The sequence below is a fragment of the Streptomyces ipomoeae 91-03 genome (assembly GCF_000317595.1).
In the GTDB taxonomy this organism is placed as follows: domain Bacteria; phylum Actinomycetota; class Actinomycetes; order Streptomycetales; family Streptomycetaceae; genus Streptomyces; species Streptomyces ipomoeae.
This window is the reverse complement of sequence record NZ_AEJC01000438.1, coordinates 17,207-35,482: the sequence shown is the minus strand read 5'-3', so window position 1 is coordinate 35,482 and position 18,276 is coordinate 17,207. Positions and strand designations below refer to the sequence as shown.

Below are 18,276 nucleotides of genomic sequence, written 5' to 3'. Positions count from 1 at the left end.
GGCGTTGGTGCCGCTCACCCCGAACGCGGAGACCGCGGCCCGGCGCGGGCGGCCCGTGCGGGGCCAGGGCCGTTCCTCGGTGAGCAGCTCCACCGCGCCCTCGGACCAGTCGACCAGCGGCGTCGGCCGGTCCACGTGCAGTGTCCTCGGCAGCACCCCGTGCCGTATCGCCTGGATCATCTTGATCACACCGCCCACACCGGCCGCGGCGACGGCATGCCCGATGTTGGACTTCAGCGAGCCCAGGTACAGCGGGCGCTCCGGCGGACGCGCCGCGCCGTACGTGCCCAGCAGCGCCCGCGCCTCGATGGGGTCGCCGAGCCGGGTGCCGGTGCCGTGCGCCTCGACCGCGTCCACGTCGGCCGCGTCCAGCCGGGCCTCGGCGAGCGCCTGCCGGATCACCCGCTCCTGGGCGGGGCCGCTGGGCGCGGTGAGCCCGTTGGAGGCGCCGTCCTGGTTGACCGCGGTCGCCCGCAGCACGGCCAGGACGCGGTGCCCGTTGCGTACGGCGTCGGAGAGCCGTTCGACGAGGAGCAGACCCACGCCCTCCGACCAGCTCGTACCGTCGGCCGCCGCGGCGAACGACTTGCACCGGCCGTCCACGGCGAGCCCCCGCTGCCGGGAGAAGTCGACGAACCCGCCGGGCGTGCCGCTGATCGTCACCCCGCCGGCCAGGGCGAGCGCCGACTCCCCACTGCGCACGGACTGCGCCGCGAGATGCAGCGCGACCAGTGACGACGAGCACGCCGTGTCCACCGTGACCGCGGGCCCCTCGAACCCGAACGAGTACGAGACACGACCGGAGACGACACTGCTGAGCTTGCCGGTCATCAGATGGCCCTCGAACTCCTCGGGCCCTTCGAGACCGAGGTACGTCTGGTCCACCGCGCCGACGAACACGCCCACGTTGGACGCCTTCAGCCCCGTCGGATCGATGCCGGCCTGCTCGAACGTCTCCCAGGCGGTCTCCAGCAGCACCCGCTGCTGAGGGTCCATCGAGAGCGCCTCACGCGGGGAGATCCCGAAGAACGCGGCGTCGAAGTCGGCGGCCCCGTCCAGGAACCCGCCCTCGCGGGTGTACGACGTGCCGGGGGTGTCCGGGTCGGCGTCGTACAGCCCCTCCAGGTCCCAGCCCCGGTCGGCCGGGAACTCCGAGATGCCGTCACGGCCCTCCGCCACCAGCCGCCACAGATCGTCGGCCGAGGCCACCCCACCGGGATAGCGGCAGGCCATGCCGACGATCGCGACCGGCTCCAGCCGCCCGGACTCCAGCTCGGCGATGCGGTTCCGGGCCTTCCGCAGGTCGGCGGTGACCCATTTCAGATAGTCGGCCAGCTTCTTCTCATCCGCCATGGGACAACTCACATCTTCTCGGGGACGACAGTGACGGGGGTGACGCGGTCGCGGGTCATCAGCTGCCCGCGCGGCCGAGTTCGTTGTCGATGAAGTCGAGGAGTTCGGCGGTCGAGGCCGACTCCAGAGACTCCGCCGGATCGGGGTCGCCGGGCGTGGTGCCCCAGGCGTCCATCCAGCGCGACAGGATGGTCTGCAACCGGACGGTGACCGTGGCCCGTTCGTCCGTGTCCTCGGTGTCGGAGACCGTGGAGAGGATCTCCTCCAGCTTGTCGAGCTCGGCGAGCAGCGGGGACCGCTCGGCCGGCCCGTCGTCGGCCCCGAGCGCGGTGAGCAGGAACGCGGTGAGGGCGGCCGGGGTCGGATGGTCGAACACGACGGTCGCCGGCAGCCGGACGCCGCTGACCGCGCCCAGCCGGTTGCGCAGCTGTACGGCGGTGAGCGAGTCGAACCCCAGCTCCTGGAAGGGACGTTGGGCCTCGACGGCACCGGCGTCGCGGAAGCCGAGCACGACGGCCACCTCGCCGCACACCAGGTCCAGCACGAACTCCTGCCGCTCGGCCGCGCCCATCCCGGCGATCCGCCGCGCCAGCGGCACGCCCCCGTCGCCCCCGGTCCGTTCCGGGCGGCGGCCGGCCGCCGGGACCAGGGCCCGCAGCAGCGGCGGAACCGGGGTGCCGGCCGCCCGTACGGCCGCGAGGTCCAGCGGCGTGGCGGTCGGGGCGGGGTGGGTCAGCGTCAGCGCGGCGTCGAACAGCGCGAGTCCTTCCTCCGCGCTCGTCGGTACGAAGCCGTCGCGGGCGAAACGGGCCCGGTCGGCCGGCGTCAGCCCCGCGTTGATCCCGCCCTCGACCTCCCACAGCCCCCAGGCCGGTGAGCTCGCGGGCAGGCCCTCGGCCCGGCGCCGGTGGGCCAGCGCGTCGAGGAAGGCCCCGGCGGCGGCGTAGTTGGCCTGGCCCGGGCCGCCGAACACGCCCACGACCGAGGAGAACAGCACGAACGCCGACAGGTCGTCCTCGCGGGTCAGCTCGTGCAGATGCCAGGCGGCGTCGGCCTTGGGACGCAGCACCGCCTCCAGCCGGCCGGGCGTCAGCGCCGGGAGCAGGTCGTTGTCCAGGACACCGGCCGCGTGGACGACGCCGGTCAGCGGATGCTCGGCGGGTACCCCGGCGAGCAGCGCCTTCAGCGCGTCCCGGTCGGCGACATCGCAGGCGGCGATCCGCACTGTCGCGCCGAGCCCGATGAGTTCGGTGCGCAACTCCCGGGCCCCGGGGGCCTCTTCGCCCCGGCGGGAGACCAGCAGCAGCCGCCGGACGCCGTGCTCGACGACGAGATGCCGGGCGACCGCGGCGCCGAGCGCGCCGGTGCCGCCGGTGACCAGCACCGTGCCGTCCGGCCGCCAACCGGGGGCCGCCGTGTCGCCCGCGTCGGTGGGGGCGACCCGGTGCAGCCGGGGGACCAGGAGCCGGCCGTCCCGGACGGCCGCCTGCGGCTCGTCCGAGGCGAGCAGGGCGGCGAGGAGCGCCGGAGGCACGGGCGCCGGGCCCGTGCCGGCGGCGTCCACGAGGACGATCCGCTCCGGGTTCTCCGACTGAGCCGACCGCACCAGCCCCAGGACCGCCGCCGCGTCGAGCCGGGGCACCTCGGCGGGCCCGGCGGCGACGGCACCCCTGGTGACGAGCACGAGCCGGGTGTCCGTGAACCGCTCGTCGCCCAGCCAGGCCTGGAGCAGCGCCAGCGTCCGGCGGGTGGCGCGGTGCACCCCGTCAACCACCTCCGAGTCGCCGGTGGCCGCCGGGAGGTGGACGAGGAGGGCGTCGACGGACACCCCGGAGTCGATGGCCGGCCGAGGGCGGCGAGGTCGTCGTAGGCCGGGATGCCGGACTCGTCGTCGTACGCCTCGGGCAGCTCGTACGAGACCCCGGGCTCCTCCTCCGGCAGGCGTCCCAGGGCCGCCCAGGCGACGGGCCGGTCCGACCGCTGGGCGGCGAGCGGGGTCCAGGCGATGTGGTGGAGGGCGCCGAGGGGGCCGGAGCCGCCGACGAGGTCCGCGGGTTTGGGGGAGCGGCGGACGACGGACTCGACGGTCGCGACCCGGGTCCCGTCCGGGGCGGTCAGCAGCACGGACACAGCGGTCTCGCCGTCGGCGGCTTCGCTTTCCGGTGCCGGAACCAGCCGGGCGCGTACGGCCGTCGCGCCGGGGGCGTGCAGCCGTACCCCTCGCCAGCGGACCGCGAAGGGCTCGCCTCCGTCCACGGTGAGGGCGGCCCGCAGCAGCGCCGGGTGCAGGGCGTGGCGGGCCGCGTCGGCGGCGTACTCCTCGGGGAGCCGTACCTCGACGCCCCCGGTGGCCTCCGCGGCCCCGCCGGCGGGGCCGCGCTCGGAGCCTTCGGAGTTTTCGGCGTTTTCGGTGTTTTCGGTGTTTTCGGCGCGGACGGTGCCGGTGGCCAGTTCCGTCCACGCGGCGGTGTCCGGGTCCGGCAGGGCGTGCACGGTGACGGGGCGGCGGCCCATGTCGTCGGGGGCGCCGACCCGCACCTGGAGCGGGACCTCGCCGGTGTCCGGCACGGCGACCTCGGCCCGCACGGTCAGCTCGTCCACCACCGGGCAGGCCACCTCGCCGCCCGCCCTGATCACCGCGTCGACCAGCGCCGCCGCCGGCAGCACGGCACTGCCGGACCGGGTGTGCTCGGCCAGCCACGGCTGGGCGCCCAGCGCGATCCGGCCGGTGAACAGCACCTCGTCCGCACCGGCCACGGCGACCGGCGTACCGAGCAGCGGGTGGTCGGAGGGTCCGGGCCCGGCGGCGTACGAGGGTGCCGACTGCTCCAGCCAGTACCGCTCGCGCTGGAACGGGTAGGTCGGCAGCTCGACGGGGCGTACCGGCAGGCCCTCGAACACCACCGGCCAGTCCACCGGGACCCCGGCCACGAACGCCTCGCCCAGGGCGGCCAGCACCCGCTCGGGCCCGCCGTCGTCGCGGCGCAGCGAACCGACACCGGCGACGGCCGTGCCCACGGCGTCCGCGGTCTCCTCGACGCTGTGCAGCAGCACGGGGTGCGGGCTGCACTCGACGAACACGCCGTGGCCGCCCTCCAGCAGGGTGCGCGTGGTCGGCTCGAACAGCACGCTCTGCCGCAGGTTCGTGTACCAGTACGCGGCGTCCAGGCCCGTGGTGTCGAACAGGCCCCCGGTGACCGTGGAGTAGAACGGCACCTCGGCGGGCCGGGCCTCGATGCCCGCCAGATCGGCCAGCAGCCGCTCGCGGATCGACTCGACGTGCGCGCAGTGCGAGGCGTAGTCCACCGGGAGCCGCTTGGCGCGCCCGCCGTCGGCCACGATCGTGTCGCGCAGCTCGTCGAGGGCGTCGGCGTCGCCGGACAGCACCACCGAGGTCGCGCCGTTGACGGCGGCCACCGCGACCCGGCCGCCGTAGCCGTCGATCAGCTCGCGCACCACGGGCTCGGGCAGCGCGACCGACATCATGCCGCCCCGCCCGGAGAGGTCCTCGGCGATGGCGCGGGCGCGCAGCGCCACGACCCGGGCGCCGTCGGCCAGGGACAGCGCGCCGGCCACACAGGCGGCGGCGATCTCGCCCTGGGAGTGGCCGATGACGGCGGCGGGGCGCACCCCGTGGGCACGCCACACCGCCGCCAGCGACACCATGACCGCCCACAGCGCGGGCTGGACCACGTCCACCCGCTCCAGCGGTCGCCGGGCCCGGACGGTCTCGATCAGATCCCAGTCGGTGACCGGGGCCAGCGCCGCCGCGCAGTCCGCCATCGCGGCGGCGAACACCGGTGACGCGTCGAGCAGATCGGCGGCCATACCGGCCCACTGCGAGCCCTGCCCGGGGAAGACGAACGCGACCCGCGTCTCGCCCGTCCGGGCCCCGCGCACGACGTTCGGCGCGCCCGTGCCCTCGGCGAGGGCGGTCAGCCCCGCCGTGAGCGCGGCCCGGTCGGCGCCCACGACCACCGCCCGGTCGTCCAGTGCGGCCCGGCTGGTGGCCAGCGCGTGGGCGATGTCGGGGAGGGAACCATCGCCGCCGGCCAGACGATCGAGCAGCCGCCGGGCCTGCGCGACGAGGGCCCGCTCACCCTTGCCGGAGAGCACGAAGGGCAACGGGCGGTCGGTCGACTCGGTTGCGGCGGACGCCTGTTCGCCGCGCGTCGGCACGCCCTCACCGGCCTCCGTGCGGGTCGTCCCGTCGGCCGCGTCAGCAGCCGCTGTGTCGGTCGCCGCGGTCTCCTCCGGCGCCTCCTCCACGATCACGTGCGCGTTGGTGCCGCTGAAGCCGAACGACGACACGGCGGCCCGGCGGGGGCGGCCCGTCTCCGGCCAGTCGCGGGGCTCGGTGAGCAGGGCGAGGGCGCCGGTGTCCCAGTCGATGTGCGGTGAGGGCTCCTCGGCGTGCAGGGTCCGGGGGAGGACGCCGTGCCGGATCGCCTCGACCATCTTGATGACGCCGCCGACCCCGGCCGCCGCCTGGGTGTGGCCGATGTTCGACTTGAGCGAGCCCAGCCACAGGGGGCGGTCCGCAGGCCGGTCCTTGCCGTAGGTGGCGAGCAGGGCCCGCGCCTCGATCGGGTCGCCGAGGGTCGTCCCGGTGCCGTGCGCCTCGACCGTGTCGATGTCGGCCGGGGTCAGCCGGGCGCCCGCGAGGGCCTGCCGGATCACCCGTTCCTGGGCGGGGCCGTTGGGCGCGGTGAGCCCGTTGCTGGCGCCGTCCTGGTTGATCGCCGACCCCCTGATCACGGCCAGCACCGGACGGCCCTCGCGCCGCGCGTCGGACAGCCGGGCGAGCAGCAGCAGTCCGACACCCTCCGCCCAGCCGGTGCCGTCGGCGGAGGCGGCGAAGGACCGGCACCGGCCGTCGGGCGACAGCCCGCGCAACCGGGAGAACTCGACGAACGACGTCGGCGTGGACATCACCGTCACCCCACCGGCCAGCGCGAGATCGGCCTCGCCCCGGCGCAGCGCGGTCGCCGCCAGATGCAGGGCGACCAGCGACGAGGAGCAGGCGGTGTCCACGGTGACCGCCGGGCCCTCCAGACCGAAGGTGTAGGCGAGCCGGCCCGAGGCGACGCTGCCCGCGCTGCCGCCGTACAGGTAACCCTCGAACTCGTCGGCCGGCAGATGCGGTCGGGAGCCGTAGTCGTTGTACATCGCCCCGACGAACACTCCGGTACGGCTGCCGCGCACCGACTCCGGGACGATCCGCGCCCGTTCGAACGCCTCCCACGCGGTCTCCAGCAGCAGCCGCTGCTGGGGATCGGTGGCCAGCGCCTCCCGGGGCGACATCCCGAAGAACTCCGGGTCGAACAGATCGGCGTCGTGCAGGAACCCGCCGTGCCGGGTGTACGACTTGCCGACCGCGTCCGGGTCGGGGTCGTACAGGTCGTCGACGGACCAGCCACGCCCCTCGGGGAAGGGCGACACCGCGTCCACGCCGTCGGCGACCACCTGCCACAACTCCTCGGGCGACCGCACACCGCCGGGGTAGCGGCACGCCATCCCGACGATCGCGATCGGCTCCTGCTCCCTCTCCTCCACCTCGCGCAGCCGCTGCCGGCTGGCGCGGGCGTCGGCGACCGCACGCTTGAGGTACTGGCGGAGTTGGTTCTCGTCAGTCGTCACGTCGTCTCAGCTCCATGGGGAAGTCGGCAAAGAGAGTCATGGGGGCCGGGCCGGTCCGGGTCGGCGGATCAGGCCCGGCCGGGCCCTAGTCGAGTTCGTCGACCAGGGCGAACAGATCCTCGTCGGTCGCGGAGTCGAGGTCGTCGAGCTCGTCGCGGAACGGGTCGGCGCCGTCGGCCAGGTCCAGCAGCTCCCGCAGTCGGTCGACGATGCTCCGGTGCGCCTCCGCGTCGGACAGCGCCTGCGGCAGGGCGGCCTTCAGCCGGTCGAGGTCGGCCAGCACCGGATCGGCGGGCGACGGTTCGGCGACGTCGACGACGAGTTCCGTCCGCAGATAGGCGGCCAGCGCGTCCGGGTTGGGGTGGTCGAAGACCACCGTGGTGGGCAGCCGCAGCCCCGTCTCGCCGTTCAGCTGGTTGCGCAGCTCGATCGCGGTGAGCGAGTCGAAACCGAGCTCGTTGAAGGCACGGGCCGTACCGATCGAGGTGTGGTCGGTGTGCCCCAGGACGGCGGCCGTCCTCGCCCGCACCAGGTCGGTGAGCAACTGGTGCTGCTCCGCCGGCGGCAGCCCGGCGAGCCGCTGCGGCAGCGGCACCTGCTGCCGCTCGGCGACGCGGGGCGCCGGTCGCGGGGCGAGGCCGCGCAGCACCGCCGGGAGGTGCTCGGCCGTGCGCAGCGCACCCGTGTCGATCCGGGTGACGGCGTGCACGGGACGGTCCAGGCCGAGCGCCGCGTCGAACAGCGCGGTGGCCTCGGCGTTGGTGAGCGGCTGGAGCCCGAGGCGGGCGAGACGGTTCAGGTCCGCGCCCGACAGATGTGTGCTGAGCGCGCTGCTCTCGGCCCACAGACCCCACGCCAGCGACCGGGCGGGCAGCCCGTTCGCGTGCCGGTGGTGGGCGAGCGCGTCCAGGAAGGTGTTGGCGGCGGCGTAGTTGGCCTGCCCCGGGGTGCCGACGACACCGGCGACGGACGAGTACAGCACGAACGCCGACAGCTCCGCGTCCTTCGTCAGCTCGTGCAGGTTCCACGCGCCGTCGACCTTCGGCCGCAGTACGCCGTCCAGCTGGGCCGGGGTCAGCGACGTGACCGTCGCGTCGTCCGTGACGCCGGCGGTGTGCACGACAGCGGTCAGCGGGTGCTCGTCCGGGATACCGGCGAGCAGCGCGGCCAGCGCCTCGCGGTCGGCGGCGTCGGCGGCGGCCACGTGGACCTCGGCCCCGAGTTCGGTCAGCTCCTTCGCCAGTTCCCGGGCGCCGGGGCCGCCGGGTCCGCGTCGGCTGGTCAGCAGCAGACGGCGGGCACCGTGCTCGGTGACCAGATGCCGGGCGAGGACCGCGCCGAGCGCGCCGGTGCCACCGGTGATCAGCACCGTGCCCCGCTGCCAGTCCGGTCCGGGCCGACCCGTGCCGGACCCGGTGGCGGGGTCGGTGGCGGTGCCGGGGGTGGCCGGGGTGCTGGGTTCGGCCGGGGCCAGCCTCGGGGCCAGCACCTCGCCCGCCCGGACCAGGAGTTGGGGCTCGCCGGTGCGCAGCGCGGCACCGAGGACATCGGCCGAGCCGGGGTGGTCGTCCAGGTCGACCAGCGTGAACCGGTCCCGCTGCTCGGCCTGGGCCGACCGCAGCAGACCCCACACACCGGCCGACGCCAGATCGGTGACGTCCTCGCCGTCCGGCGCGACGGCACCGCTGGTCAGCACGACCAGACGGCTCCCCGTGAACCGTTCGTCGGCCAGCCAGTCCCGTACGGTCCCGAGCAGCCGGTGCAGGACCGCGCGGGCCCGGTCGGCGAGATCACCGGAGGCATCCGTGCCGACAGGGCCGTCCGTGGCGGCCGTGCCGTCCGAGGCGATCGGACCCTCCGAGGCGATCGGACCGTCCGATCCAACCGATCCAACCGATCCAACCGATCCAACCGATCCAACCGATCCAACCGAACCAACCGAACCAACCGAGCCCTCCGAGGCGGCCGAACCCTCCGAGACAGCCGGGGAGTTCGAGGCATCCGAGGCGAGCGGCGGAACCATGGGCAGCAGCACCGTCGAGGGCACGGCGGCCCCGCCGTCGACCGCCTCCCGCAGTGCGGTGAGGTCGTCGTACGGCCGGACGGAGCGGCCACCGGAGGGCAGCAGTCGCCCCCGGCCGAGGACGGCCCACGTCTCGCCGTCGCCGCCGGCGTCGACCGGCACCGGCGTCCACCGCACCCCGAACAACCCCTCGGGCCGGGCGCCCGCCGATGTCAGGTCGCCCGGGGCGAGCGGGCGCAGCCGGAGTTCGTCGATGGCGGCCACCGGCAGGCCCGTCTCGTCGGCGAGTTCCAGACCGACCACGACGGTCGTGTCGTCGGACTGCGTCACGGCGAGCCGCGCCCGGAGCGCGCCGGTACCCGTACCGGCCGGGGGCACGCTGATCCCGGACCAGGAGAACGGCACCATGGGCCGGGAGGCGACATCCGCCACGCCCGGCAGCAGCGGGTGCAGGGCCGCGTCGAGCAGTGCCGGGTGCAGGGTGAACCGCGCGGCCTCGGCCCGGTGCTCCTCGGCCAGGGCCACCTCGGCGTGCAGGTCGTCGCCGTGGCGTGAGAGCCGGCGCAGGTTCCGGAACAGCGGGCCGTACTGGTAGTCCCGCTCGGCGAGCCCGTCGTAGACGCCGCCGAGGCCGACCTCCACGGCGTCGGCGGGCGGCCGTACGGCTCCGGGGAGCGCCGTCGCGGGGTCACCCGCGCTCAGCGTTCCCTCGGCGTGCCGGGTCCAGCGGCGGTCGCCGTCGGCCCCGGAGCCCGCCGTAAGGACTCCGCCCGCCCCTGCCCCCGCCGTACGGGAGTGGATGGTCAGCGAACGCCGCCCGGAGGCGTCGGGCGCGCCGACGGACACCTGGATCCGTATGTCCTCGTCCTCGTCCTCGCGGAGCACCAGGGGCGCGGTCAGGGTGAGTTCGTCGACCAGGGTGCAGCCGACCTGGCGGGCGGCGTGCAACGCGAGGTCGACGAACGCGGTCCCCGGCAGCAGCACGGTGCCCATGACGGCGTGGTCGGCGAGCCAGGGGTGGGTGCGAAGGGAGACCCGGCCGGTGAGGACGACGGTGTCGCCGTCGGCCGTCTCCACCGTCGCGCCGAGCAGCGGGTGGTCGGGGGAGTCGAGGCCGAGGTCCGTCGCGTCACCGGTGGCGGCCGGGGCCGTCAGCCAGTAGCGCTGCCGCTGGAAGGCGTAACCGGGCAGGGGAGTGCGGCGGGTGTCGGGGAAGACCGTGCCCCAGTCGACGTCGGCGCCGCGCAGCGCGAGCAGCGCCAGGGCCGCGACGGCGGACTGTGTCCCACGGCGTCCGGTCCGCAGCAGGGGGACGACCGCCCCGGCCGGTGCCGTCAGACACGGCTCGACCAGTGCGGAGAGCACCCTGTCGGGGCCCAGCTCCAGATAGTCGGTGACCCCGGCGGCCTCCAGCCGGCGCACCCCGTCGGCGAAGCGCACCGCCTGGCGGACCTGGGCCACCCAGTAGTCCGGGGTGCACAGCGTCGCGGCGTCGACCAGGTCGCCGGTGACCGTCGAGACGATCGGCAGGGCCGGCGGGTGGAAGGTCACGCCACGGGCCACCTCCGCGAAGGCGTCGAGCATGCCGTCCATGCGGTGGGAGTGGAACGCGTGCGAGACGACGAGACGCTTGACCTTGCGCCCCTCGGCCCGCCAGCGCTCCTCCACCTCGGCGACGGCGTCCTCGTCGCCGGAGACCACGACCGCCTCGGGACCGTTGACGGCGGCCAGGCTCACCCCGTCCGGCAGGTCGATCTCGTCCTCGGCGGCGGCCACCGCGAGCATCGCGCCGCCCTCCGGCAGCGCGTCCATGAGCCGGCCCCGGGCCGCCACCAGCGCGCAGGCGTCGGCGAGCGAGAGCACCCCCGCGACATGGGCGGCGGCGAACTCGCCGACCGAGTGGCCCAGGAGGTGGTCGGGGGTGATCCCCCAGGACTCGACGAGCCGGTACAGCGCCACCTCCAGCGCGAACAGCGCGGGCTGCGCGAACACCGTCCGGTTCAGCTCGTCCCCGCCGTCGAACACCAGCTCCCGCAGCGGTCGTTCGAGGTGCGCGTCGAGACGCACGTCGATGTGCGCGCACACCTCGTCGAAGGCGGCGGCGAACACCGGGGAGGCCGCGTACAGGTCGCGTCCCATGCCGGGGCGCTGGCTGCCCTGTCCGGTGAACAGGAACGCCGTCCCGCCGCGCCTCGGACCACCGCCGTCGCGTACGACGGAGGGGGCGTCCTCGCCCCGGGCCAACGCGTCCAGGCCGCACAGGAGTTCGTCCCGGTCGTGCCCGAGCACGGCGGCGCGGTGCGCGTGCCGGGCCCGCCCGGTCGCCAGCGAGAACCCGACGTCGAGCGCCGCGATTCCGGGGCGTTCCCCGACGAACCGCAGCAGGCGTTCGGCCTGGGCCCGCAGGGCAGCCTCGGACTTGGCCGACAGCGGCCAGGGCACGGCGGTGCCGGAATCCCGGTCTGCCCCGGCGGTCGCCGAAGCGTCCTCGTCGCCCGAAGCGGCAACCGCCGCCTGCCCGCTGTCGCCTCCGGGAGCGACCGCCGCGGCTGCCCGGTCCTCCTCCGCCTGCTCGATGATCACATGCGCGTTCGTGCCGCTGATCCCGAACGAGGAGACGGCCGCCCGGCGCGGGCGCCCGGTCTCCGGCCAGTCGCGGGCCTCGGTGAGCAGCGCGAGGGCGCCGCTGTCCCAGTCGACGTGCGGTGAGGGCTCCTCGGCGTGCAGGGTCTTCGGCAGGACCCCGTGCCGCATGGCCTCGATCATCTTGATGACGCCGCCGACCCCGGCCGCGGCCTGGGCGTGCCCGATGTTGGACTTCAACGACCCCAGCCACAGCGGGTTCTCGGCGGCGCGCCCGGTGCCGTACGTGGCGAGCAGGGCCTGCGCCTCGATGGGGTCGCCCAGCGGGGTGCCGGTGCCGTGCGCCTCGACGGCGTCGACGTCGCCGGTCCGCAGCCCGGCGCCCGCGAGGGCCTGCCGGATCACCCGTTCCTGGGAGGGGCCGTTGGGCGCGGTGAGCCCGTTGCTGGCGCCGTCCTGGTTGACGGCGGAGCCACGCAGTACGGCGAGTACCTGGTGCCCGTTGCGCCGGGCGTCCGACAGCCGCTCAAGGAGCAGCAGCCCCACGCCCTCGCTCCACGCGGTGCCGTCGGCGTGCGCGGAGAAGGACTTGCAGCGTCCGTCCGGCGCGAGCCCCCGCTGCCGGCTGAACTCGACGAACGAGCCCGGCCCGGCCATGACGGTCACCCCGCCGGCCAGCACCAGGTCGGACTCCCCGGACCGCAGCGCCTGCGCCCCCAGGTGCAGGGCGACGAGCGACGACGAGCACGCCGTGTCCACGGTGACCGCCGGCCCCTCAAGACCGTACGCGTAGGCGAGCCGCCCTGAGATCACGCTGGAGGTGTTGCCGACCAGCAGGAACCCCTCGAACTCGGCGGGCACCGAGGGAAGGCGCGCGGCGTAGTCGTCGTACATCGCGCCGACGAAGACGCCGGTGTTGCTGCCGCGCAGCGCGGTCGGGTCGATCGCCGCGTGTTCGAAGGCGTTCCACGCGGTCTCCAGGAGCAGTCGCTGCTGGGGGTCGGTGGCGGTCGCCTCGCGCGGTGAGATCCCGAAGAACTCCCGGTCGAACAGGTCGGCGTCGTGCAGGAACCCGCCCTCGCGGACGTACGACGTCCGGGTGCGCTCGGGGTCCGGGTCGTACAGCTTCGCCAGGTCCCAGCCCCGGTTGACGGGGAAGCCGCTGATGGCGTCGGTACCGGAGGCCACCAGCCGCCACAGGTCCTCCGGCGACCCGACGCCGCCGGGGTAGCGGCACGCCATGCCGACGACGGCGATCGGCTCGTCGGTGTCGGCCGTGGACCGCACCTCGGGCACGGCGGCCGGGGCCGCGCCCGCGATCCGCTCCACCAGGTGGCGGGCCAGCGCGTCGGGGCTCGGGTGGTCGAAGACGACCGTGGACGGCAGCCGCAGCCCGGTGGCGCCGCCGACCTGGTTGCGCAGTTCGACGGCGGTGAGCGAGTCGAAGCCCTGCTCCTTGAACGCGCGGGCGGGGTCCACGTCGTCGCCGGAGGCGTGCCCCAGGGCCACGGCGGCGGCCGTACGCACCACGGCGAGCACGGCGGCGTACCGTTCCCCGGCGGGCAGCGCGGCCATCCGGGCCGACCAGTCGGCGCCGCCGCCGGAGGCACCGGTGGCCGTCCGGGCGGTACGGCGGGTACGGACCAGCCCCCGCCAGAGCGCCGGCGGCTCGGACCCCCCACCGGCCCGGCCGGGCCGCAGCGCGGCGGGCACGACGAGCGCGTCACCGCCCGCCCACGCCTCGTCGAACAGCCGTAGCCCCCGCTGAACGTCCAGCGGTACGACACCGGTCCGGGTCCACCGCGCCACGTCCGCCTCGGACAGCGTCCCGCCCATGCCCGTGCTCGCGTCCCACAGCCCCCACGCCAGCGACTGCGCGGACAGACCGTGCGCGCGCCGGTGGTGGGCGAGCGCGTCCAGGAAGGTGTTGGCGGCGGCGTAGTTGGCCTGCCCCGCCATGCCGGTGATGCCCGACACGGACGAGAACAGCACGAACAGCGCCAGATCATGACCGCGCGTCAGCTCATGCAGATGCCACGCGCCGTCGACCTTCGGCCGCAGCACGGCCTCCACCTGCGCCGGGGTCAGCGAGCCGACCGTCGCGTCGTCGAGGACACCGGCGGTGTGCACGACACCGGTCAACGGATGCTCGTCGGGGATGCCGGCGAGCAGTGCGGCGAGGGCGTCCCGGTCGGCGACGTCGACGGCGGCCACGTGGACCTCGGCGCCGAGCCCGGTCAGCTCATCGGCGAGTTCCCGGGCGCCGGGGCCGTCGGGCCCGCGCCGGCTGGTCAGCAGCAGACGGCGGACGCCGTGCTCGGTGACCAGATGCCGGGCGAACAGCGCGCCCAGCCCGCCGGTACCGCCGGTGATCAGCACCGTACCGGCCGGGTCGAGCCGTCGCGGATCCGTGCGGCGACCCGTGGCACGCGCCAGCCTCGGGGCGTGCAGCCGCCCGTCCCGTACGGCGATCTGCGGTTCACCGGTGGCGACGGCCGCGTCCACGAGGGCTCGGGCGTCGCCCCGCCCGTCGAGGTCGACCAGCACGACCCGGTCGGGGTGCTCGGTCGCGGCCGTGCGCAGCAGACCCCACAGGGGCGCGTGGACCAGGTCGGTCACGTCGTCGCCGGGCAGCGCGGCGACGGCACCGGTCGTCACCACGACCAGACGGGACCGCGCGAACCGTTCGTCGTCCAGCCACCGCTGGAGCAGTTCCAGCGTCCGTACGGTCGCGGCGCGCGCGGCACCGGGCGTCGCCGCCCCGCCCGCCGCGAGGGTGACCACGACGAGGTCGGCCGGCTCGGCGGTGGACAGCTCCCGCGGAGCGGCGAGGTCGACGCGGGTCCACGCGGAGATCTCCGGCGTGGGCAGCGCGGGCCAGTCGACCGTGAACAGGGAGTCGTCGAGGGCGGCCGTGGCCGTGGCGAGCCGGGCCCGGTCCACCGGACGCAGCGCGAGCGAGTCGACGGTCACGACCGGAGCGCCCGCCGCGTCGGCGATCACCAGCCGGACCGTGTCCGTGCCGAGCGGCGAGATCCGCACCCGCAGCGCGGTGGCCCCGGTCGCGTGCAGCCGAACACCGGCCCACGAGAACGGCAGCCGGATCCGCCGGGAGTCCGCCGAGTCCGCCGCCGAGGGCAGCAGCGGGTGCAGGGCGGCGTCGAGCAGCGCGGGGTGCAGGCCGAACCGGGCGGCGCCGTCGCGCTGTTCGTCGGGCAGCGCCACCTCGGCGAGGAGGTCGTCGCCGAGCCGCCACACCGCCCGCAGCCCCTGGAACGCGGGCCCGTACGCGTAGCCGAGCTCCCGCAGTACGGCGTAGGCGTCGCCGACCGGCTGCGGGACCGCACCGGCGGGCGGCCACACGCCGAGGCCCCCTGCCTCCGCCGCCTGGTCGGCGGCGGACGGTGACGGCACGAGGATGCCGGTGGCGTGCCGGGTCCACGGCCGGGCCGCCGCGTCGTCGTCCTGCGGGGCCGGACGGGCGTGGATGGTGAACGACCGTGCGCCGTCGTCGTCCGGGGCGGCGACCCTGACCTGGACGCGCACGGAGTCCCGCTCGGGCAGCACCAGCGGCGCCTCAAGGGTGAGTTCCTCGACCGTGTCCGAGGCCAGGCGCTCCCCGGCGGCGAAGGCCAGCTCCAGGAAGGCCGTGGCGGGCAGCAGGACACCGCCCTCGACGACGTGGTCGGCCAGCCACGGGTGCGTACGCGGGGACAACCGGCCGGTGAGGACGACCTCCTCGCCGCCCGCCATGTCCACCGCCGCCCCGAGCAGCGGATGGCCGGCGGTGTCCAGCCCGAGCCCCCGGGCGTCGGAGCGGGTGCCGGGAGCCAGCCAGAAGCGGTCGCCCTGGAAGGCGTACGTCGGCAGGTCGAGCAGGGCGAGCGGGTCGGCGCGGGTCGTGCCGGGGAAGAAGGAGGTGAGGTCCACCGCGCCGCCGGCCGCGTGGACGTGCGCGAGGGCGGTGACGTACGAGTCGACCTCGGGCCGGCCCGCCCGCGACAGGGCGACGCTCGTGACCGGGCCACCGTCGCCCCGGCCCTCGGCCTTGTCCTCGAAGCCTTCCTCGAACGACTCGCGCGCCATGCCGGTGAGGACGGCGTCCGGGCCCACCTCCACGAACAGGGTTGCCCCGAGCGCCCGCAGAGACGTCACGGCGTCATGGAAGCGGACGGTGGCGCGAATCTGGTCGGCCCAGTAGTCGGGGGAGCACAACCGCTCGGGGTCGGCGAGCTCGCCGGTGACCGTGGAGACGACGGGGATGGTGGGCGGGTGGAAGGTCAGGGACCGTGCGACCTCGCGGAACTCGTCGAGGACGCCGTCCATGTGCGGCGAGTGGAACGCGTGGCTCACCGTCAGCCGCTTGGTCCTGTGCCCCCGTGACTTCAGCGTGGACGCCACTTCCAGCACGGCGTCCGTGTCCCCGGAGAGCACCAGGGCCCGGGGGCCGTTGACGGCCGCGACCGCCACCTGCCCCTCCTTGTCCGCCAGCAGCGGCAGCACCTCGTCCTCGGCGGCCTGTACGGCGACCATGGCGCCCTCGGCGGGCAGTTCCTGCATCAGCCGGCCCCGGGCGGCCACCAGCGTGCAGGCGTCGGCCAGGGAGAGGACCCCGGCGACATGGGCGGCGGCCACCTCGCCGATGGAGTGCCCGGCGAGGAGGTCGGGCCGTACGCCCCATGACTCGAACAGACGGAACAGCGCCACCTCGACGGCGAACAGCGCGGGCTGGGTGTACCGGGTCTCGTCGAGCCCGTCGCCCGAGGCGATGACCTCCCGGAGCGGACGGTCCAGCAGCGGATCGAGGTGCGCGCACACCGCGTCGAACGCCGCCGCGAACACCGGGAAGGCGGTGTGCAGTTCCGCACCCATCCCGATCCGCTGGGCCCCCTGCCCGGTGAAGACCATGGCCAGCCGGCCCGTCACCTCGGCCCCCGACACCACCCCGGCCGCCGGCGTCCCCGACGCCAGGGCGCGCAGTCCCGCGACCAGTTCGTCGCGGTCGGCGGCCAGCACGACACCGCGATGACCGAGCTGCGACCGCGTGAAGACCGACGACCAACCGACCGAGGCGGGCTCCGCGTCACCGGCCTCCGCATCACCGGCGCCCACATCACCGGCCTCGACGAACTCGGCCAGCCGGGCGGCCTGGGCCCGCAGCGCGGCCGTACCACGACCGGAGACGACGACGGGCAGCACGGCGCCCGAAGGACGGGTACGGGCCCGGCCGTCGACGGACACCCCCGTGCCGGCAGCCGCACCGGACTCCCCGGTGCCGGCAGCCGCACCGGACGCCTCACCCACCACCACATGGCAGTTGGTGCCGCCCATCCCGAAGGAACTCACCCCCGCGATCAGCGGGCGCTCCGGGTGCGGCCACTCACCCAGCTCGTCGTTGACGGACAGGTTGAGCTCGTCGAGCGGGATCTCCGGATTGGGCGTACGGAAGTTCAGGCTCGGCGGGAGCCGCCGGTGGCGGATGGACAGGACCGTCTTGATGAGCCCGGCGATGCCCGCGGCCCCTTCGAGATGCCCGATGTTGGTCTTGACCGAGCCCACCCGCAGGGGGTCCCCGGGCGCCCTGAGCGCGCCGACCGCCGCCCCGAGCGCGGCGGCCTCGACGGGGTCGCCCACCGGCGTGCCCGTGCCGTGCAGTTCGACGTACTGGACGGCGTCCGGCGTGATGCCCGCGCGCCGGTGCGCCAGCCGGAGCACCTTCTCCTGCGCGGCGGCACTGGGCACGGTGAGCCCGGGGGTGGCGCCGTCGTTGTTGACCGCGCTGCCGAGGATCACACCGTGCACCCGGTCACCGTCGGCCAGCGCCCGACTCAGCGGCTTGAGGACGACCATGCCGGCGCCCTCCCCGCGTACGTAGCCGTTGGCCCGGGCGTCGAAGGTGAAGCAGCGCCCGTCGGGCGAGAGCCCGCCGAACCGCTCGGCGCCCACCACCCCTTCGGCGAGGAGGTTGAGGTTCACGCCTGCCGCGAGCGCCAGCTCGGTCTCACCGTCGCGCAGGCTCTCGCACGCGAGGTGCACGGCGACCAGCGAGGACGACTGGGAGGTGTCGACGGTGATGCTGGGGCCGTGCAGCCCGAGCGCGTACGACACCCGGTTGGCGATGATGCCGCGGTGCGTGCCGGTGACGGTGTGCTGGGTGATGGCCGTGTCGCCCCGCCGGTACAGCAGACTCGTGTAGTCCTCGCGGGCGGTGCCGACGAACACGGCCGTCGAACTGCCGTCCAGGCTCGCCGCGACGATCCCGGCGTCCTCCAGCGCCTCCCAGGTGAGCTCCAGCAGAAGCCGCTGCTGCGGATCCATGACGACGGCCTCGCGGGGCGAGATGCCGAAGAACGCGGCGTCGAACTCCTCGACGCCGTCCAGGAATCCACCCCGCCGGATGTCACTGCGGGCGTCCGCCGAGATCGGTTCCCACCGGTGCGCGGGCATCTCCGTGACGGCGTCCCGACCCTCGCGCAGCAGCTCCCAGAACGCCGCCGGACCGGATGCTCCGGGCAGTCGGCAGGACAGCCCGACGACGGCGATCGGCTCCCGCCGATCCACACCCGGACTGATGGCTTCGGAGTGTCGCTCACTCGTCATTTTGGCTCGGCTGCCCTTCCATTACTGGAAATCACCTGGATAACGAACACGCCTGGACAACGAACATGCGCTCCCGG

General features: G+C 75.1%; 2 protein-coding genes and 1 pseudogene. All 3 read right to left on the bottom strand.

The features are described from left to right. Nucleotides 1–1,353, bottom strand: a 1,353-nt coding sequence (locus STRIP9103_RS29250; protein WP_009326416.1) for a type I polyketide synthase, incomplete at its 3' end; no start/stop codon positions are given. Nucleotides 1,354–1,411: 58 nt separating this feature from the next. Further along, nucleotides 1,412–6,951: pseudogene (locus STRIP9103_RS53555) on the bottom strand (type I polyketide synthase); the annotation flags it as partial. Between the two features lie 127 nt (nucleotides 6,952–7,078). Beyond that, nucleotides 7,079–18,199 carry a type I polyketide synthase gene (locus tag STRIP9103_RS29240; RefSeq protein WP_048821199.1) on the bottom strand — a complete coding sequence of 3,707 codons (11,121 nt, stop codon included), beginning with the start codon at nucleotides 18,197–18,199 and terminating at the stop codon, nucleotides 7,079–7,081. Nucleotides 18,200–18,276 lie beyond the last annotated feature (77 nt).